Here is an 18,766-nt window from a genome sequence, read left to right as displayed (position 1 = left end):
ATCAAGGCTAACTGCAAAATCTTGTTCCAACTGCACTGTCAAAGAGTAACTATGAATTTGTCAGACTACCCGCAACACATTGCTCAAGCTGCTCAGTTAGTGAATGAGTTGGACGGCAAACTCCTGCGAGTGCGTCACCAGATGCATGAGCAAGAGGGACAGGCTGAGGCCGCTGTCGCTTTTGAGAATGACCTAAAAAACGAGAATCAACGCCGAGCTAGACGTTTCCTGCTACTGCAAACAAATCAGCAGTACCAACATTCCCAGCAGACCTTGATGCAGTTAACGACAGCGAAGGCGAATGCGATGGCTGAACTGGAAAGGCTGCGCAATGGTTTCAGTGCGGCCAAACTGCAAGCTCGTCAACAAATGGTGCAACAGCTGACTGTCTTAGGGTGCTGCGATCGCGAATTCCTTGGCTTTTAGGCGCTCACCCTAGCTCAGCTACTTTGTGACCTACTGCGAATATTGCTAGACGAACTGACAGCGGCTGTAGTAGAGTCCCCTTAAAAGCGAAACCAGCACCGGGTTGCCTCCCAATGCTGGTTTCAAAATCTAGGACTGTTAGCCCCAAAATATCGCAACTTAAGGCTAGCAGTTCTCCACCACAAATTACAACTGGAGAACTACGGATGTCCGAAGTTTTTGCGCGAGTCACGCACACGCACGATTTTCTAGCCTTACAACTTACCCCCTGTGCAGGTCAGTTATACCGTTGGCTGCTGAGACGCAAACCCGCAGGACGGTCCCAAGAATTTGAGCTAAATGAATTTTCTGAGTGGACAGGGCTGGGTCGCAAACGCTCCTACTCCATCCGCCACATTCAGCGATCGCTCCTCGAGCTCGCTGAATGTGGTCTAGTCGAGGTGGTGCGGAAGTACTCAGGCAAGATTTTTAAGCTTGTCGCCAACCATCCCCAGTTAGACAAAAATGTCGCAGAACTGGATCAAAATGTCCAAATTGGGATGGAAATGTCCAAAATAGAGGCCTCAAACCCTTGCAGCTCCGTACTCTCTTATAGAGAAAGAATAGAGACAACAGACAAACCCTCCACCCACCCTGCTGCTGTAAATAAAGAAAATCAAACTAATCAGAGGAAGAAAAATCAGGAAGAATCCTTAGCTATAGATCTTCTGAAAAGCTCAGATCTAAATGCAAAGCTAACCAATTCAGTTCAAGATGCCGAAATAGACACTTTTTCCGCGAGCGGTGAGCAACGTGAAACTTTAAATCAAGTTGAAGCGGCGATTGCCCCAATTCCGTTAAACCCGCAAATTGCAGCTGTGGTACTTGAAGCAACTTTAACCACAGTTCAGGATGCGATCGCGCTAGTTAAGGAACGCAAGCAGAGCGGCGAGGTGAAGAATCCCGCTGGGTTACTGGTGGATGCGATCCGGGGTCAGTGGAAGGCGGCTCAACGCTCTACTAGTGCAACGTCGGAGTTCAACGATTGGTACCACAAAGCTTATGCGGCAGGTTTGATTGAATATTTCACGTCTTCCGATCCCAAGGTGACTGGGTTACCCCTCGGTTCTATTGGGGTGCTCCGTCGCGGTTCTGAGGTTTGGGAGGACTGGCGGGCGATCGCTTTTGAGAGCCAAGCACCCTCTAATCCGGCTGGCAAAGAGGCGTTACAAATTCTGTAAGGAAGCAGGTAAGCTTTGATGGCTCATCACTGTGCTAGAAATCAGAAGCTAAGCCAAGGAATCCTGCAGCTTCCTTCACTAGTTAGAATGTCTCCCTTAAACCGCATGAGAGGGTAGCTGAATCTATGAACTCCCAAATTTTTATCGAAGATTTCTTTTTGTCTTTATAGGGCTCGGCATTCAGTGGCAGAGAGTCCTATATTTTTTCCAAGTAAGCATTTGTGACCTCAGTTTCATTTAATTTTGCACCGCTGAGGTTGGCATTACTTGAATTTGCGTCACTTAGATATAGGTCATTTAGCTAGTAACCAATCGCTGAATTACTAATAACTATTTGAGCGCTATTCCATTTATTATCAGAAACTGAGTTGGAGATATTTCCTAGACGTTCTTCATTCAAAATTTGGATGTTTCTAACATTTAAGCCATTCAGCTCAGTGAATTCTCTTGAAGCAATTCTCACTATTAGCCTTTCAATATCTTGTTGGGCACCTATAAGTGTAATCCTGATGCTGCCTGCTTGAATATCTTCAATACGTATTGTGGCTCCCCCATAGATTTTTAGAAGAGCTTCCATTGTCGTTCTGAAGTTGTTATCAACAGAGATAATGTCGCCCTCCAAAACAATTATTGCTTTAGTTTCATTTTGCTGATCAACTACTGTTATCCGACGCAAAGCAGTTTGCGTGGGGTTTTCTTCTTGGATGGTATTTAAGTCACCAATTTCAAGTCTTTTTGGCAGCTTAGCTTTTTCTACTTCTACTGACGCACCAGTGTGTCCTTCTGATATCTCGTTCCAATCGAGTCGTAACCCATGGCAGATTCTCTTGAAGGTGTCGGCCTGAATCCTCCGGCGCAGAAAAAAGTTTGTGACTGCATTGCGAGAGATCAACTGAGCTTTTGCAAAATTAGCTTTGGATTCAAAACCTAATCTAATCAAAGCTCTCTCGGCTTTCTGGATGCCTTCAGGGGAAGCAATAACTGTTAATCGTTTGCGATTATTAAGATCAGGCATTGACGAGAGCCTCCTGCGATCAAAAATGGAAGCAAAAATTAGCCATAGCACAATCATAATGTAATCACAGAAGAAAGTAGACAAAAATGCAGTGAGTACGTACTTACCCAAGTTAGAAACGCAGACTTATCACTAAACAGTTTTAATTGCAAGGCATACACTCCTCCCTCTGTGGGGATACCGACAGGATAATATCCTGTTGGTTAATCAACGAGAGAAAAATCGACAAGAGACTTTTATCCCATTGCTATCGCCAATCTGCTCCTTGGCACGACCACATTGAGAACGTATGGGACATTTCAGACAGATTGAACGCTTAAACTCGATATGAGTGATGGGTTATACCATGGCTGTCCCTGGAGTCCATAAATGGCTTAATTTGTGGTTCGCTGACCGAACCACAAATTAACAGATGGTCTGCCTCGATTCTTTCTAACCTTTACAACTATCTTCCTGACGCTTAGTTTTAGTAACAGGCAAAAAATGGTTGTTAAGGCTAAAAGTATACTAGCTAACGCTTTCAGCGAGTTCTAAATTAGGATGCTTGACGACTCAAGCTGCCCCGTTTTGAACTGTAAATGAGACACTCCAAATTGCGAAGAACAATTTGCAAGGACTTGAACTCTTGAGGTCTATTAGACTACAACGGTTTTCAAGAAAGGATATTAAGGCTGAATATTAAACGGAGTATAAAACAATTAAAATCAAAAGTCAGACATAAAATTAGCTTAACAGAGCCTTTAGGCAATCACTGATTGGGTATACAGGACCCATGATCAGAATATACCCACTTACCCACTTACCCACTTACCCACTTACCCATTTACTCACTCAAAGTAGTCATTTCGATTGCAAGAGTGCTTGTGTAAATAATGTGAGTTGCAGAGATGTATGCTTAACATCCCAGATTTACGGAACACAATCTATCATGTGGTGAAAAATGCGGGCGCTGATGAACGTGGTCGCGTCACGCTTGGTAATGATGCAAAAAATACCAGATTTCGCATTTTTAAGACTAGCAAAGGCCAATATATCTTAGATCCTGTTGTTGAGGTCTCTACTAGTGAGCTTCAGCTTTTATCAGATCCAGCTGAAAAGGCTTTATTTGATGAAGCTGTGCAGCAAGCTAAAGATTCATCAAAGTTGCGTGATTTGGGATCATTCTCACAGTACGTAGGCTAACCCTAAAGTCAGTTAGTAGATCTCGGCATCAATACACCTACCTTTTGTAGGACAGGCATCTTGTCCTATGGTTGCTAAATTCACGCCCGCTTCTACTAGTTATCTGCTATAAAGAGGTGGATGAAAATTTGCCTCTTTATAGGTACTTTAAGGTGTGGTTTGCTATTAAGAAGATTTCTGTTCGCTTGAATCTGTTAAAAAAGAAATTTTACCAACAGGAACTTCAGCTAAAATTTACGGATAGTGCTGCTGAAGCGCTTGAAGAACTGAGACGTACTCCTCTGAAACTTGAAAGAGTTCGAAAAATATTAGGGTACTTAGAACTTCGCCGAAAAGATGCTTCGTTCAAGACTCAGGAATTTGATAGACCAGGCCCAAATGGCGAGCAAATGTTTGTATCTTGTTCCACAGATAATCCAGCTGCCTTTCAAATATACTGGTTCATTGGAGACAACCCAAATATGTTAGTCGTTACATGTATCTTTATAAAGAAGAAGCTGATCGATGAATAATATAGAAGTTATACGGTAATAATCTTGGTTCTAATAATCTTGGTTCAAAGCTAGGCTTAAATGATGAAAACGTGAATCTATTCAAAAATTAATTCTAGCTGTTTTTTGAAAATACGTAGTAAAAGCGTTCTTATTTAGCATGATAGTAATAATTAAATGATTCGCATAATATACAAATTGCCAATTCTAATTATAAATGATGAGAGAATTGTGCTGGTGTTGTTTTGCTAAAACTCATACTCACAAATAAGTTAAGCATGTGAAATGAGACTCTCGAACTTGTTAAAAATCAGGGGGAAATGGCTAGGGATTGTAGTATTTTTTCTTATCCTTACTATTGCAATGATTAGATATGATGACAAGCAAGTTCGATGGGCTAAGTGGACTGGTTTTGGAGAAGATATCGAGATCTCTAGAACGATAGAAACGAACTCAAAAAACGTTGTCACAAAGTATACAACTACTAAAAAGGAACAATCTCCGAAAAAATTTTGGGATTTTTTAGGTCTCTTAGGAGTTCCCTTGGCACTCTCTATAATAGGGTTCTGGTTACAACAGCTGCAGCAAAAGCAGATCGAAGTTCAGTCTGGTTTGGAGAAAGAAATAGCAGATTCCAACCAGAAAGAAGAAGTCCTTCAGGCTTATTTTGATCGTTTGTCAGAGCTACTAATTAATGAAAAATTGATTGCAATAAGTAGTAAGACAAATCCTTCAGATGAGGAGACAGAAATACTCTCTGCTGCAATAGATGTTATTCGGGCTAGAACTCTATCAATATTGCGAAGGCTCCGAGATGATGGAGTACGCAAAGGTGATGTTATCCGTTTCCTTATTGAAACTGAAATTGTTAGTAAATTATCCTTAAAGCTAAATGATGTAGATCTTGAAGATGCTCAACTTGGAAATGTAAATCTTGAAGGTGCTTACCTTTGTGATGCAAATCTTGAAGGTGCCTACTTCAGCAAAGCAAATCTTAATAATTCTCATCTTGCTAATTCAAATCTCAAACATATTATTTTCAGTGAGACTAAGCTTAGGAAAGCGGAACTTCAAAACGTGATTTTGTCAGGAGCTAATCTTATTGGAACTAGCCTCATGGAGGCTAATCTTACAAAGGCTGACCTTGCCGAAGCTAACCTTAGCAAAGCGAATCTGCAAGATGTGATTTTAGTAGGAGCCAATCTTACAAAGGCTGACCTTGCCGAAGCTGACCTTAGCAAAGCGAATCTGCAGGATGTGATTTTAGTAGGAGCCAATCTTACAAAAGCTAACCTTAGCAAAGCGAATCTGCAGGATGTGATTTTAGTAGGAGCCAATCTTACAAAAGCTGACCTTGATGGCGCTAGAAACTATACAGAAAAGGAACTGAGCAAAGCGAAACTCTGCAATACTAAACTACCATCGGGCGTAAGTCTCAACCCCGATCGAGATTGCTAGGGAGTAAGGATGGTATTGCATTACAAATGCAAACTTACTGAGCTGTAATTTGATTACAAGATATTTTAAGGCTTTATCGCTATAAAACTGTCGGTAAAAGGTTCATTCTACGGACAGTAGGGCTAATATGGCTCTATGTCCTCCCCCATAGAGCTCTCCAGACAACCCAATCTTACTTACCGCAGCCGCGAATATTTAACGCCGAGAGAGGTGCAGCGACTAATTGAGGCGGCAGGTCAACGCGGCAGGCACCCCTTGCGCGATCGCACGTTGTTGTTGCTGATGTTTCGCCACGGGTTGCGAGTGGGGGAGGCGTGCTTACTGAAGTGGGATGCGGTGATGTTAGAGGAGCGCTGTATTGCGATCTCTCGTCTGAAGGGCAGTAATAGTGGGGTGCATCGCCTGCAACTGGATGAGCTGGAGGCGTTGGTGTTGCTGCGAGAACGTTACGCTGGCAGCTATGCTCTGTTTGTTAATGAGCGGGGTACGCGGTTAACGACAGGGGCGATCTCAAAGATCATGAAGCGCTCTGGGGAGTTGGCAGATCTCCCTTTGCCAGTTCATCCCCATATGTTGCGTCATTCTTGTGGATATTATCTGGCCGAGCAGGGATTGCCGACTCGGGATATCCAGGAGTATCTAGGACATAAGAACATCCAACATACGGTGCGATATACGGCGGCTAATCCAGCTAGGTTTGACCGGATTGTTTGGATGTAGAAGGAGATGGAGTAAGGATGGTAATGATTGAGGTTATAACCATCCATTGCAGCTAATAGCATGTTAAGAGGTGCTGAAGTTCTTCAGTTGATTGGGAAAATGATGCTTGAGCTCTGCGATGGGAAGTAGCAAACTGGCTTCGATTTTCTCACGAACTTCTCGGCTGACGTAACAATCACTGTTAGGGCAATCAATTAGCAATTTGTTGGTATCGTAATATTGCTGAAGTTGTTTTTGCTGGTCATCACTGAACTGCCAATCGTGCCCAATATTACGATGGTTGATCATGACAGCTCTCAATTTTGCTATCCAGGTTGAACCGTCAATCCGCCACCATTGCTGAAAAGGCTGCCAATCTATGTTGTTGCTGAAATCTGGAAACTGATCTCGAAGCTCCTTAAGGGATTGCTTGAGTGCAGGTTCGAGGGCGAGGGCGAGGGCGCGGGCGAGGGCGAAGGCGCGGGTGAGGTTGAGGGCGAGGTCGAGGGCGAGAGCATGGGCGAGGTCGAGGTTGAGGTCGAGGGCGAGGGCGCGAGCGAGGGCGCGGGTGAGGTCGAGGTCGAGGGCGTGGGTGAGGGCGTGGTCGCTGGCGAGGGCGAGGTTGAGGTTGAGGGCGTGGTCGAGGTCGAGGTCGAGGGCGAGGTCGAGGGCGAGGTCGCTGTCACTGGCACTGGCGAGGTCGAGGGCGAGGTCGCTGACACTGGCGCGGTCGAGGTCGAGGTCGAGGTCGAGGTAAAAGTAGAGTGCTCGAATAGCAGCTGGCTTATAGGGAGCATGCATTGAGCAGGTTTTGTGTTGAACCCAATCCAGGAATTGCTGAACTTCTTTATCGCTTGCCACCATCTCATCGATTTGAAACTTCATAAGTAGAAGTAGAGAATCTGCCTCCTCTAGCATTCCTACGGTTAATAAAATGACTTCTCGCCATCGCTTTTCAGTCAAATGAGAGGTGAGGAACGAATGTTCCTTGTGCTTTTCAATCCGACGAGCAGTGAAATACTCGTGAAAAGTTAGGTGGCTGAAGGAGTAAATGTTTCGTGCTCGCTCTACCAATAATCCATGCTGTGCCTCAATAGATTTCAAAACCGCTTCACTATCAATCTGCAATGCTTCTGGGTCAGTGCTGGCATTAGGCAGGTTACGGATGTATTGCTCGATCTTCTGTTCCACCACCTTTTGCTTGAAGAAATACTCACTTTTTTCAAAGGTGGTAAAGGCAATCTGGCTCAACAGGTCTTCCTTGCGTTTTAGAGATAAGTCTTTATAGACCTCATCCCGCCTGATATTGCGTTTAGCATCCCATTTCTTCAGCAAAACATCCAAGCCTTCTTTGTAAAGTTCTGCTCGATTTGCTGGGAACCCTGCCCGCTCCTCGAAGACTAAACACAGAAGTGTGAGGAGTAGAGGGTTGGTCGCCAGTTCCTTCAAAGGTTCATGAGCCTCAAGCTCTTTGGGAAACTGTTCTGCCTTAATTGGATCCTTCTGGTCAAACCACTTGCGAGAGAACTCAGCGATCTGCTCATCATCAAAGTCAGCAACCTCGACTTCAGTAAACTGCTGGAAGGTGTACTCACGTGCAGCAATCCGGCAGGTAACGACAAACTGGCTGGCATGAAACTGGGCGGAAGTATTGCAGATCTCCTGCAATAGGCGATTGTGGTCTACATCCCGAACTTCATCCAACCCATCCAGTAAAACCAGTGATCGCCCCTCCTGCAACAGTGTTTCAGTGGTCTTCATGGCATCATCAATTCCACATGCCTCGAACTGAGAGCAAATGAAGACTTGCAAGCTGGGCTGTCCTGGTTGTTCAGCGAACTCCTTCATAGTGATAAACATTGGCACTCGATTGGGATGCAACTGTCCTTCGTTGCACTGAATCATCAGCCATTTGAGAAACGTCGTCTTGCCGGCTCCAGGCTTTCCTAAAATCAGGAGCTTGTCATGGCGTTGAACGGCCTCTAATCCTGGCACTCGCTTCTGCGAGACACGACCTAATGTGAAGCGATCGAAGTCCTCTACATCACACCCTTCTAACAGTTCCGCGATCGTCCGTCGTTGATTGCGGCTAACCTTCTCTAGGATGTTGACCTTGGTGTAAATAGAATCCAGCGAGATGGGCTGCTCCATGTCTAATACCCGCATGGTGCCACACCGCTTCTGAATGCTGGCGTAGGTTTTTTGCCTTACCTCTTGCACTAGAGCATCTAGGTTTGAGCGCTCGCCTAGCTCATTGGGTTTAGAAGCCAAACTATTGAGCGCGACCGTATTCTCCAAATCCAACCCCAGGCGATAGCAAATGAGGGCAAAGTTCTCGCGGTCGATCGCCTTACCCTTGAAAAAATTATTGACGGTCTGTCGAGAAAGCCCCAGGTCTTCTGCCAAAGCGTTCTGGCTGAGCGAATACTGAGCTAAAGCAAGGTTTGCCTTCTCAATTCCTTTTGGTGAAGCCTGGAGCGATCGCGTGCCCATAGTTCAACGGTGAAAGTTGAGCTTATTTTACCCACGGAGCTAAAGTCATACCGAACTTAGGCTGAATTCATACCTGGCTTTGCCCTGGCTGAAACCGGAACAGAAGCTGCGATCGCGACGATAAGGGTGTTGAGTTCAAGAACAAACGCAATGCAGAAAACGAAGCGATCGCGACACCCTCAGAAACTTGATATTCTCCCATTCGTAATTCTGGTACTGGTCATTGGTTCCTTTGCCCTAGCATGGGTTGATGAGAATGCCCGTGCTACGTTTGCGGATCTTGCCAAGGTTGGCGTTGGTGGCTACATCGGTTTGAGGATGCCATCCAATCGGACGGACAAGGCTGAGTAAAATGATGTTGATAGGCAGGGGATGGATGCAGTAGTTCATTCCCTGCCATTAGTGTAGTGTGCGGGTAATTTTCTATCGGTGTGTAAGAAATGGTGACTAGTTTGCTGCTTTAGTTAAAACTAGTGAGTATCTCTTTAGAGAATTTGGATTAAGGGATTATGACAAGCGGTGGTTCAAGCCCGGTGATCAAAAAACCCGTTTCCGTTTGGAACAAGCCGCTAAAAGCAAATTTCAAGGATCTTTTCAAATCCTTGGGAAAAGGTGCCATTAATGGGGTCACAGGTAACTGGACTGGACTTGCGGGTGATGTTTTAGAGGCAGGGGTTGCCGTTGGTTTAGATGATGACCCTGGACAAGTTGCTTGGTTGTTGATTTATCGATCGCTCAACAAAGCATTAGCAAGCTTGATCACTGACAACAGAAGTTTGCTTGTCAAGCAACCCCGAAATCTGGATGCTATTTGCGATCGCCTGGAGCAATCCCTCGCTTCCCTTGAGCTTACGATCGATACAGAATTTTTTCGAGTTCCCCGCCAGTTTCTTTTACTAAGCCAAATTATTCCTCCCTTTGAGCAGTGGCTTAGAGAGTTTGTAGAACCGGAGCAACCTGCCCAAGCTCAAGCTATTGCGGAACGACTACCCACCTACTTTGTGTATGCCTTAAATGATGAGTGGCGTAAACGAGCAAAAGATTATGACTGTTTGAAGCAGCTCGATACACCTTTCACCAAAGCAACAGAGCGAGAACAAGCGTGGCGGGAGTATGCAAGCTGGCTACAACAACAGATTGAAGAACCCCTATTAGGGGTAGCGGCATTTGGGCTACAAAAAGTCTATGTTCCGTTGCGGGCTTTTTATGAACGGGACTCTGAAAATGGTGAGGAAATAGAACTAGGGCGGGGAGGGAAAGCAAGAGGGCCAAAGCGAATCGTGGTGGATCTGAAGTCTGAACTAGACGGCTGGCTGCAACGAGGGGATAAAGATGATGCGGTGCGAGTCATTAGCGGCGGACCCGGAAGTGGGAAATCATCCTTCACCAAAGTTTTTGCTGCCGAACTTGCTCAACAACCCCAATTTAGAGTGCTGTATGTGCCGTTGCACCGAATTGATCCTGCTAAGGACTTAGTTGCAGTATTGAGTGAATTTACCTCAGATGACAAGTTTCTTCGGTTTAACCCATTGGATTCAAATCATCGAGAAGACCGTTTGTTGCTTATCTTTGATGGGTTGGATGAATTGTCAATGCAGGGCAAGGTGGGAGCCGAAGTTGCTCAAAAATTTATCCAGGAAGTGCAACGCCAGGTTGAGCGTCTCAACTATTATGACATCCGTGTTCAAGCCCTCATTAGTGGGCGGGAACTGGTTGTGCAGGCCAATGTTAGCGAATTTCGCAAGGAAAGGCAGGTACTACATCTACTACCATATTTCATAACACAAAAGGAAAGGCAAGACTATCAAGACCCAGAGAAGCAATTAACCGAAGACCAGCGTCAGGTGTGGTGGCAGAAGTATGGGCAAGTAAGCGGAAATTTGCATTCCCAGTTACCTGAAGTACTGGATCGAGGCAAGTTGCAAGATCTAACAGCCCAACCCTTGCTCAACTATCTGGTAGCACTGAGCTATGAGCAGGGAAATGTTGAGTTCTCAGACACCACTAATCTGAACGTAATTTATCAAGACTTATTGCAGCAAGTTTATCAACGTTGCTGGGAGCGGTATCCCCATCCGTCGTTGAAAGGAGTCGCTAAGCCAAACTTCGTGCGTGCCTTAGAAGAAATTGCCTTAGCCTCTTGGCATGGAGATGGACGTACAACCACGGTATTTGCTATTCAGGTTCGGTTTGATAAAGCTAACCTCTCCTCATTGCTAGAGGCATTTCAAGAAGGTGCTAAGCAAGGTGTAACCCGCTTGTTAACGGCGTTTTATTTTCGTCAGAGTGGGCAACAGCTTACTGGGGAAGCCACCTTTGAATTCACCCATAAGAGTTTTGGAGAATATTTAACTGCACGGCGGATAGTGCGAGCGGTGAAGCGTATCCACGATCAACTGATAAAACAACAAGATGACCCCGATGAAGGGTGGGATAAGCGAAATGCTTTAACCCATTGGGCAGAAGTTTGCGGTTTCACTCGGATGGATCAATATCTATTTGACTTTGTCTGTGATGAAATTCGACTTAATTACCAGGAGGATGCAGCCCGAGTTGCTAGTTGGCAACTAACTCTTAGCAAGTTAATTAGTTTTATGCTGAAGCATGGAATGCCCATGGAAAAGCTCGATCCCCGTCCTGATTTTCATGAAGAAAATCGTCAAGCGGTCAATGCAGAGGAATCGCTTCTAGCCGTTTTAAATGCCTGCGCCCGTTGTACAGAGGCAATTTCCAACATTACTTGGGGAACATCTGAAATGTTTGGTTCCTGGTTAGCACGGTTACAAGGACAACGAACCAGTTTAGAGAACGTATTGGCGTTGCAGTGCTTAGGCTGGCTCAATTTGGAGAACTGCATCTTGTCTGGCAGAGATCTTGATGGGGCGAGCCTCAATTGGGCAAGTCTTGATGGAGCAAGTCTTAATCGGGCGAGCCTTAATCGGGCGAATCTTGATGGCGCGAGTCTTAATCGGGCGAATCTTGATGGCGCAAGTCTTGATGGCGCGAGTCTTAATCGGGCGAATCTTGATGGGGCGAGTCTTGATGGGGCAAGCCTTGATGGCGCGAATCTTGATGGGGCGAGTCTTGATGGCGCGAATCTTGATGGGGCAAGTCTTGATGGGACGAGCCTTAATCGGGTAAGTCTTGATCGGGCAAGTCTTGATGAGGCGAGTCTTGATGGGGCAAGTCTTAATTGGGCGAATCTTGATGGGGCAAGCCTTGATGGGGCGAATCTTGATGGGGCGAATCTTGATGGGGCGAATCTTAATGCGGCGAATCTTGATGGGGCGAGTCTTGATGGCGCGAGTCTTATTAAATGTAATGGGCTAACACTAGAGCAGGTCAAAGAAGCAGAAAATTGGCAGGCAGCGAACTATGATGCAGCATTTAGGCAGGCGTTAGGGCTTGCTCCTGAAGTAGATATAAATGAAGGAAATTCGAGTTGATGGTTATGTATCACAAGTGCTGAGTCATGCTCGTAAAGGTGTGAACAGTTGATGATTTGCAGAGTAAAATACCCGCATGATTATCACAGTAACCAGCTTCAAAGGTGGTGTTGGCAAATCCACCACAGCAATTCATCTAGCAGCCTGCCTGGCGACAAAACGCAATAAAACTGTGTTGGCAGATGGGGATTTAAACCGCAGCGTGATTAACTGGTTTGAACGCGGGGGAGAAGGGCTTTCCTTTTCCGTATGTGATGGAAACTCTGTTCCTGACGACTATGATCATCTCATAATCGATACAGCTGCCAGACCGACGGATGAAGAGTTAGTTGCTTTAGCCGAGACTTCAGATTTGTTGGTGGTTCCCTGTACGCCAACTACCTTTTCCCTAGAAGCCACTATTGGTACCCTCGCGGTTCTGCCTAGCGATCGCTATAAAATTTTGTTGACCGTTGTGCCTCCCAAGCCGAGCCGAGAAGGCGATAAGGCGTTGTCTGCCTTGAAAAAAGCGGGATTACCAGTGTTCAATACAATGATTCGTCGTTTCTCGGTATACCTCAAAGCTGAAAATTTAGGAGTTCCGGTCTCAGAAGTAAAAGACCCTAAGTCTCCTGATGCCTGGGCAGATTACGCGGCAGTTGGTAAGGAAATTGCTAAGACAGTAAGAAAATGACCAACTTAGACAAAATTATTGCTGCTGCTCAGGCGAAGCAAGGTCGGCAGGAGCAACAAACATCCTTCAAAGTTCAGGGCAGTACATTGCCATTGGCTCAAATCCAAACTCGTCAGCAAGACACTCGTCCACTTAACTCTAAGCACGTCGAATCTCTAGCAGAGTCGATTGCGGTTCTGGGATTGATTGAACCATTAGTGATCGACAACCAGGGAAGACTCCTCGCAGGCGGGCATCGCCTGGCAGCAATTAACCATCTCAAAGAAACTCAATGGGGTAAGTATCAGGAGAAGTTTCCAGATGAATTCATTCCCGTCCGGCGCTTGTTCTTCAACGCCAATGAAGATCCTGAACTAGCGTTACAAATTGAAGTTGCCGAGAACGAACAACGGCGAGACTATACCCCGACTGAAGTGAAAGCGATCGCCGATCGCCTACGAGAATCTGGCTATGTCGATGTTAAGGGTAGACCGAAGAAAGGTCAGAAAGCTTTGATGCCTGCATTGGCTGTGGTGGTTGGTAAACACTTACGAACGATCCAACGATATTTAGGGGATGGTGAGCCACAAGAAAAGGTGGCGGAGAAAAGTACGACACGTGTCGTACTTTTGAAACAAGCTTTATCCAGGCTAAATAAGTGGCAACAGAAAAACCCCCAAACTTCAGCAGAAAAGGAGCTGGCTAAGAAGTTGCCAGAGCTGATCAAGTTAATGGAGCAAGCGTTGGATGACTAGAATCTCGTCTAATGTCCACTTCTAAGCACAAGTCTAATGTTGAGCTATCTAAAAAATGACAGTAGAATTAGTGAACTTCAGAATATTGATGTTGTGAGTCGGTTTCTTCAGCTTACTGACAAATAGAGTTTTTTAGATTTGACTCCTCGATCGCTCAGACTTCTCAAGGGTTGTTTCCGCTGAAAGTTAGTGACAGCAAAGGTGTATTCTTTTTGTCATCCTGCTTGGTTGTAGCCATGCTCCTCGCGATCGCTTGTTATCTCCGTGTCTCTTCTCTCACTCAAAAAACGGATAGTCAGAAAGCAGAAATGGAGCAATGGCTAATTCGTCACGGACATGACCCATCTTCTGTGCAGTAGTTCGAAGATAAGGAGACAGATAAGACTCTCAATCGTCCTGCTTTTGGCCGTCTTTAAACTGCCATCTTTGAGGGCAAGATCAAAACGGTTGTTGTTTGGAAGCTCGATCGCATATTACATCGTCTCAAGGATGGCATCAACAGACTGACTAGCCGGTGTGAGCAAGGAGTTCGAGTTGTGTCAGTAACGCAACAGATTAACCTGAACGGGCGCTCACCAGTATGCTGGCAGGCGTCATGTTCGAACTTGCTGAGATCGAGTTAGAGTAACGTCGAGAACAACAATCAGCAGGCGTTAAGGTGGTCCGACAACAGGTATCTATCAAGAACGACAATCAGGCACGACCAAAGCGAAGCCTTAGAGAACCGGAGAGTTGCACGATCACAGTTTGACAGTACACAGAATTGCCAGCGCATTAAACACGAGTGAACAAACCGTGTTTCGTTACCTTGCAATTTTCGTTTCAGTCGGTGAGCAAGGCTAGAATCTGAGCAATTATCGTGTAACTCACAACTGGTTACGCCATGCCTAAGGTAGGTAAGAATTATTCGGAGCATCTCAATGTTAGGGTTCCGACTGCCGAGATGCAGATCTTGCGGCAGTACTGCGAAGACACCCACCGTACCCAGTCGGATGTGATTCGCGAATTTATTCGTAGCCTTAGATCAGTAGCTTCCCATCAAAACACTGATGTCGAACAGCGCTAAAAGGCAATTGCTTACCCTACTCTCATGACAAGAAGGAGATAAATCAGATGGCATTTTCAGAATCTCGCAGTGATACCGTCCCAGTCCAACTTCCAAATGGTTCGCTAGTTAAGGTTGAGGTGGCACAAGGTGGGCGGGAAGATGTGGGATTTGATGTGAAGTCTTTCAAAGGAGTAACAGATGCAATTGAGGGAGTTGCAGAAGCGATTACGGCATCCCTGCAAAAGGTATCTCCTAGTAAAGCCATTGTTAAATTTGGCCTCGAAATTCAAATTGAACAAGGTAGCTTAATCGCAGCCATTGTTAGAGGCACCGGCAAAACCAATCTAGAAGTGACGCTGGAATGGGAGCAACCCAAGAAATCTGAGCAATCTTGAGAGCGATTGCTTTGTCGAGCGCACTGGGCGATCGCCGTTGCCAATAGAAACCAGCTATGAATCAGCTAGAAGACCTACTACAACAATGCACGGTGAAGCTTACAATTCCCGGTCGGGGGGGCTGGGGTACAGGTTTCTTCGTGGCTTCCGAATGGATTCTAACTTGTGCTCATGTAGTGCAGGGGGCAAAGGCTAAACCTGTTCAGGTAGGGTGGCAGCAGCAGGAGAACTGGGCACAAGCGATCGTAGAAAAAGTACTACCTGATCCTTATGATCTAGCCCTGCTACGAGTGGTACTTCCAGACGGGGTTAGTCCAGCCTGTGTTTACTTAGATGAGGAAGTTAAATCCCGCGATCCGCTTTATCTATTTGGCTACCCCGATGAAGGCGATCGTCAAGGGGAGCCACGAACGTTCAACTGTGACGGTACTACAGGAAGTGAAACTGCCTCAATTTTGTTTAACTTGGGGCAAGTTCGACCGGGGATGAGTGGATCTCCATTACTGAATCAGCGGACAGGCAAAGTCTGCGGTATTGTCAAATTCACCCGCGATCGCTCTATTGATTTGGGCGGCGGTGCGATCCCCTCATGTGTAATTCTCGAGCAATTTCCACAACTCCGAGAACTCCAGCAGTATTTTCATCAGAGCAATCGCTGTTGGAGTAGATTGCTGCCAATCATAGGGCAATCAGGTAAGACACTAGAGGTAGAGACAGTTGAGCCGTATTTGCGGTCGCTCATCAATGATAGGAAGTATCAGCAGAAGTGGGAGTTTTACACACCAACGGATGCGATCGGGAAGCTTCAAGAACTCGAACAGGCTTCTGAGTTGGACATTAAACTGATCGTGGAGTTGCTACAGCCTAAGCAGGTAGAGGATAACCACAGTTCAGAACAGCAAAAACAAGAAAAAACGGAGCAGTTACCTGTTGTAGAGGGGATTCGTAAATACGCGGCAGAACACGTCTTACTAATGGGGCGACCAGGGTCAGGGAAGTCTACAGCGCTGCTGCGGTTACTAGTTGATGAAGCAAGGAAGGCATTAAAAGATACATCTGCTAAGATTCCGGTTTTAGTGGAGTTGAGATACTTAGAAGCTGATCAGCCGTCAGTAATTGAGCGGATCCGTGCGTTTTTGCAAAGCCATGACCTCATTTTAGAGGAAGCTAGCCTTGAAACTTTACTGTTAAAGGGACGGTTTTTGCTGCTCATTGATGGTGTCAATGAGTTGCCCTCAGAAGCAGCCCGACGCAGCTTAATTCGATTTCGCCAAGACTATTCCCAAACACCGATGGTGTTTACAACCCGAGATGTGGCGATCGGTGGAGACGTGGGCATTGAGAAGAAGTTGGAGATGCAACCTCTGACTAAATCACAAATGCAGCAGTTTGTGCGGATATATTTACCAGAGCATGGAGGACTGTTGCTGCGGCAGTTGCAGGCGCGACTGCACGAGGTTGGGCAAACACCACTCCTTCTGTGGATGCTCTGTGAGGTGTTTAAAGGCATGAAACAATTGCCTTCTAGCATGGGGTTGCTGTTTCGCTGGTTTGCAGGGGAATATGACAAGTTGAAACGAGATGCGCCCGTTTCGGAAGGGCTGCGTCACTGGCAGTCAGAGCTATTGCAACATCTGGCCTTTACGATGATGCATGCGGAGGAACCGGCAGAGTTGCGAGTGGCGATTTCGCGGAAAGAAGCAGAGATAGTGCTGACAGAATTCTTGCGTGACAAGGTGAACTACCCAACACAAAGAGCGAAGGAATGGTTGGAAGATTTACTGGAGCATCATCTGATTCAACATACTAGCCAAAACCAACTGGAGTTTCACCATCAACTGCTTCAGGAGTACTATGCAGCAGAAGCACTACTGCACCACCTACCTCAGCTCAGTGATGAAGAACTGCAACGAAGCTACCTCAACTATTTGAAATGGACAGAGCCCGTTGCCCTATTGTTGTCACTGGTAAACGAAGAAGCCTTGGCACTGCGGATCGTAAAGCTAGCCATGAATAATGTAGATTTGATGCTAGGTGCGCGATTGGCAGGAGAGGTCAAACCTACATTTCAAACTACAACTGTAGGTTGGATTAATGATTTGGTGATACCACCACTTCTCAAATGTCAGTGCTGGACTGCTAGCCAGTCTGAACAGGCGATTCCTGGACTGCTCAAAGCCCTCGAAGACTATAACTTCGCTGTTTGTGGGAGAGCAGCTGAGGCATTAGGCAGGATAGGGGGAGTGGAAGTGGTTCCTGGACTGCTCAAAGCCCTCGAGCACCAGAGCTTCATTGTTCGTGGGAGAGCAGCTGAGGCATTAGGCAAGATAGGGGGGGCAGAAGCGATTCCTGGACTGCTCAAAGCCCTCGAACACCAAGACTCCAATGTTCGTGGGAGCGCAGCTGGGGTATTAGGCAGGATAGGGGGGGCAGAAGCGATTCCTGGACTGCTTAAAGCCCTCGAAGACCAGGACTCAGATGTTCGTAGGAGAGCAGCTGAGGCATTAGGCAGGATAGGGGGAGTGGAAATGGTTCCTGGACTGCTCAAAGCCCTCGAAGACCAGGACTCGGATGTTCGTAGGAGAGCAGCTGAGGCATTAGGCAGGATAGGGGGAGTGGAAGCGATTTCTGGACTGCTCTCCTACGAAGACCAGGACTCGGATGTTCGTAGGAGAGCAGCTGAGGCATTAGGCAAGATAGGGGGGGCAGAAGCGATTCCTGGACTGCTCAAAGCCCTCGAAGACCAGGACTCGGATGTTCGTAGGAGAGCAGCTGAGGCATTAGGGGAGCTTAGCACCTCCAGCTCTTTAACTGAACTTTGGAGGCAGCAATTGAACTCGTCGAACACCGATGTCTATCAGGCGATCGCTGCTATCCAAAACCGCTGCAAATTCTACAATCACGAAATTGCTTATGGCTTACCTCAGCCTGAGCGAGGTTAATTGCCTTAAAGCTCAGGAAAGCAGGAGCGATCACTTATCGATTTCAACAAAAAAGCGATCGTCCTCATGCTTTACTGTATCCGAAGCGATCGCACGCTTTTTGGCGCAGTATCGCTCCATAGGGATCGAGCTGCTCGGGATTGCTGTGCCGCATAAGCTTCCCACCCTTGCCTGTAGTGAGGGCTGCGATCGCCAGGGCAATGGAGGAGTTGACGCTCTCGGTAAGTATCCCAATAATCCAGATAACCGTCGATATAATCCTTCTCGGCATCTGAGCCTTTTGGATGGGGTGTACTCACCTGTGCCCAGCGCTCGTCCTTGGCCTGCTCTGCTTCTATATATGCGACCAAACAATATATCCGTAATCGGAGCAAGCGAATTTTCAGATCGAAGGTATCCATAGGTGCTTGTGGGGAGTAGAGGGTTGTCACGATGTGAGCGCTTTGAAACAAAAAGGTGCTCAGCTTGGGCAATGAATTCATGACGAAAGGGCTAAAAGCATAAGAGCCCGCTAGTCATGGACCAGCAGGCTCTTGGATGGATA

Annotated in this window: 18 protein-coding genes and 1 pseudogene; 15 read left to right on the top strand and 4 right to left on the bottom strand. The window is 46.4% G+C overall.

Annotated elements, in window-relative coordinates:
• A partial coding sequence (locus tag H6F68_RS04605) for a hypothetical protein (protein WP_242065348.1) occupies positions 1-426 on the top strand: 426 nt, incomplete at its 5' end.
• 206 nt (positions 427-632) lie between these two features.
• On the top strand, positions 633-1,646 hold the full coding sequence (locus H6F68_RS04600) for a hypothetical protein (protein ID WP_190556863.1): 1,014 nt from the start codon (positions 633-635) through the stop codon (positions 1,644-1,646).
• Positions 1,647-1,842: 196 nt separating this feature from the next.
• On the opposite strand, the pseudogene H6F68_RS29740 reads toward H6F68_RS04600, so the two are convergent.
• Both H6F68_RS29740 and H6F68_RS04590 read right to left on the bottom strand, forming a co-directional pair.
• Positions 1,843-1,923: pseudogene (locus H6F68_RS29740) on the bottom strand (pentapeptide repeat-containing protein); the annotation flags it as partial.
• A gap of 24 nt (positions 1,924-1,947) precedes the next feature.
• A complete protein-coding gene (locus H6F68_RS04590; protein ID WP_190556861.1) occupies positions 1,948-2,661 on the bottom strand; it encodes a hypothetical protein in 714 nt (237 codons plus the stop codon).
• Between the two features lie 891 nt (positions 2,662-3,552).
• On the opposite strand from H6F68_RS04590, the gene H6F68_RS04585 reads away from it, so the two are divergent.
• The 4 genes from H6F68_RS04585 (at position 3,553) to H6F68_RS04570 (ending at position 6,512) form a co-directional block, all read left to right on the top strand.
• A complete protein-coding gene (locus tag H6F68_RS04585; protein ID WP_190556859.1) occupies positions 3,553-3,843 on the top strand; it encodes a hypothetical protein in 291 nt (96 codons plus the stop codon).
• 116 nt (positions 3,844-3,959) lie between these two features.
• On the top strand, positions 3,960-4,355 hold the full coding sequence (locus H6F68_RS04580) for a hypothetical protein (protein ID WP_190556857.1): 396 nt from the start codon (positions 3,960-3,962) through the stop codon (positions 4,353-4,355).
• A gap of 264 nt (positions 4,356-4,619) precedes the next feature.
• A complete protein-coding gene (locus H6F68_RS04575) occupies positions 4,620-5,792 on the top strand; it encodes a pentapeptide repeat-containing protein (RefSeq protein ID WP_190556855.1) in 1,173 nt (390 codons plus the stop codon).
• Between the two features lie 135 nt (positions 5,793-5,927).
• A complete protein-coding gene (locus H6F68_RS04570; protein WP_190556853.1) occupies positions 5,928-6,512 on the top strand; it encodes a tyrosine-type recombinase/integrase in 585 nt (194 codons plus the stop codon).
• 63 nt (positions 6,513-6,575) lie between these two features.
• Here the strand turns inward: H6F68_RS04570 and H6F68_RS04565 are convergent, their stop codons facing one another.
• Positions 6,576-8,984, bottom strand: a complete 2,409-nt coding sequence (locus tag H6F68_RS04565) for an NACHT domain-containing NTPase (RefSeq protein ID WP_190556852.1) — start codon at positions 8,982-8,984, stop codon at positions 6,576-6,578.
• A 150-nt stretch (positions 8,985-9,134) separates the two neighbouring features.
• Here H6F68_RS04565 and H6F68_RS04560 point away from each other — a divergent pair, with 150 nt between their 5' ends.
• The 9 genes from H6F68_RS04560 (at position 9,135) to H6F68_RS04520 (ending at position 18,222) form a co-directional block, all read left to right on the top strand.
• Complete coding sequence (locus tag H6F68_RS04560) at positions 9,135-9,335, top strand: hypothetical protein (protein ID WP_190556850.1); 201 nt, start codon at positions 9,135-9,137, stop codon at positions 9,333-9,335.
• Positions 9,336-9,493: 158 nt separating this feature from the next.
• Positions 9,494-12,430 (top strand): pentapeptide repeat-containing protein, encoded by a 2,937-nt coding sequence (locus H6F68_RS04555; protein WP_190556848.1) that lies wholly within the window; start codon positions 9,494-9,496, stop codon positions 12,428-12,430.
• 76 nt (positions 12,431-12,506) lie between these two features.
• A complete protein-coding gene (locus tag H6F68_RS04550; RefSeq protein ID WP_190556846.1) occupies positions 12,507-13,103 on the top strand; it encodes a ParA family protein in 597 nt (198 codons plus the stop codon).
• On the top strand, positions 13,100-13,837 hold the full coding sequence (locus H6F68_RS04545) for a ParB/RepB/Spo0J family partition protein (RefSeq protein WP_190556844.1): 738 nt from the start codon (positions 13,100-13,102) through the stop codon (positions 13,835-13,837). Before H6F68_RS04550 ends, H6F68_RS04545 begins: the two co-directional genes overlap by 4 nt.
• A 212-nt stretch (positions 13,838-14,049) precedes the next feature.
• The gene (locus tag H6F68_RS04540; RefSeq protein ID WP_190556842.1) at positions 14,050-14,196 is read left to right on the top strand and encodes a hypothetical protein; all 147 of its coding nucleotides are present in this window, start codon (positions 14,050-14,052) and stop codon (positions 14,194-14,196) included.
• 63 nt (positions 14,197-14,259) lie between these two features.
• On the top strand, positions 14,260-14,460 hold the full coding sequence (locus tag H6F68_RS29735) for a recombinase family protein (RefSeq protein WP_190556867.1): 201 nt from the start codon (positions 14,260-14,262) through the stop codon (positions 14,458-14,460).
• 260 nt (positions 14,461-14,720) lie between these two features.
• The gene (locus H6F68_RS04530; protein WP_190556840.1) at positions 14,721-14,903 is read left to right on the top strand and encodes a CopG family transcriptional regulator; all 183 of its coding nucleotides are present in this window, start codon (positions 14,721-14,723) and stop codon (positions 14,901-14,903) included.
• Between the two features lie 47 nt (positions 14,904-14,950).
• Positions 14,951-15,280, top strand: a complete 330-nt coding sequence (locus H6F68_RS04525) for a CU044_2847 family protein (RefSeq protein ID WP_190556838.1) — start codon at positions 14,951-14,953, stop codon at positions 15,278-15,280.
• 56 nt (positions 15,281-15,336) lie between these two features.
• Positions 15,337-18,222: a HEAT repeat domain-containing protein gene (locus H6F68_RS04520; RefSeq protein ID WP_190556836.1), complete on the top strand. Its 2,886-nt coding sequence runs from the start codon at positions 15,337-15,339 to the stop codon at positions 18,220-18,222.
• Positions 18,223-18,293: 71 nt separating this feature from the next.
• Here H6F68_RS04520 and H6F68_RS04515 read toward each other — a convergent pair whose 3' ends face one another.
• Positions 18,294-18,704, bottom strand: coding sequence for a hypothetical protein (locus H6F68_RS04515; RefSeq protein WP_190556834.1), 411 nt, complete (start codon positions 18,702-18,704; stop codon positions 18,294-18,296).
• Positions 18,705-18,766 lie beyond the last annotated feature (62 nt).

Source organism: Trichocoleus sp. FACHB-262 (assembly GCF_014696035.1).
Taxonomy (GTDB): Bacteria; Cyanobacteriota; Cyanobacteriia; order FACHB-46; family FACHB-46; genus Trichocoleus.
Note: the sequence above shows the minus strand (reverse complement) of the source record. Positions and strands in the feature narration are given on the sequence as shown.

Bases quoted from the DNA above. Each gene is read 5' to 3' on its own strand.
- H6F68_RS04600 (WP_190556863.1), top strand. From the start codon at position 633: ATGTCCGAAGTTTTTGCGCGAGTCACGCACACGCACGATTTTCTAGCC.
- H6F68_RS04590 (WP_190556861.1), bottom strand. From the start codon at position 2,661: ATGCCTGATCTTAATAATCGCAAACGATTAACAGTTATTGCTTCCCCT.
- H6F68_RS04585 (WP_190556859.1), top strand. From the start codon at position 3,553: ATGCTTAACATCCCAGATTTACGGAACACAATCTATCATGTGGTGAAA.
- H6F68_RS04575 (WP_190556855.1), top strand. From the start codon at position 4,620: ATGAGACTCTCGAACTTGTTAAAAATCAGGGGGAAATGGCTAGGGATT.
- H6F68_RS04570 (WP_190556853.1), top strand. From the start codon at position 5,928: ATGTCCTCCCCCATAGAGCTCTCCAGACAACCCAATCTTACTTACCGC.
- H6F68_RS04565 (WP_190556852.1), bottom strand. From the start codon at position 8,984: ATGGGCACGCGATCGCTCCAGGCTTCACCAAAAGGAATTGAGAAGGCA.
- H6F68_RS04560 (WP_190556850.1), top strand. From the start codon at position 9,135: ATGCAGAAAACGAAGCGATCGCGACACCCTCAGAAACTTGATATTCTC.
- H6F68_RS04555 (WP_190556848.1), top strand. From the start codon at position 9,494: ATGACAAGCGGTGGTTCAAGCCCGGTGATCAAAAAACCCGTTTCCGTT.
- H6F68_RS04550 (WP_190556846.1), top strand. From the start codon at position 12,507: ATGATTATCACAGTAACCAGCTTCAAAGGTGGTGTTGGCAAATCCACC.
- H6F68_RS04545 (WP_190556844.1), top strand. From the start codon at position 13,100: ATGACCAACTTAGACAAAATTATTGCTGCTGCTCAGGCGAAGCAAGGT.
- H6F68_RS04530 (WP_190556840.1), top strand. From the start codon at position 14,721: ATGCCTAAGGTAGGTAAGAATTATTCGGAGCATCTCAATGTTAGGGTT.
- H6F68_RS04525 (WP_190556838.1), top strand. From the start codon at position 14,951: ATGGCATTTTCAGAATCTCGCAGTGATACCGTCCCAGTCCAACTTCCA.
- H6F68_RS04520 (WP_190556836.1), top strand. From the start codon at position 15,337: ATGAATCAGCTAGAAGACCTACTACAACAATGCACGGTGAAGCTTACA.
- H6F68_RS04515 (WP_190556834.1), bottom strand. From the start codon at position 18,704: ATGAATTCATTGCCCAAGCTGAGCACCTTTTTGTTTCAAAGCGCTCAC.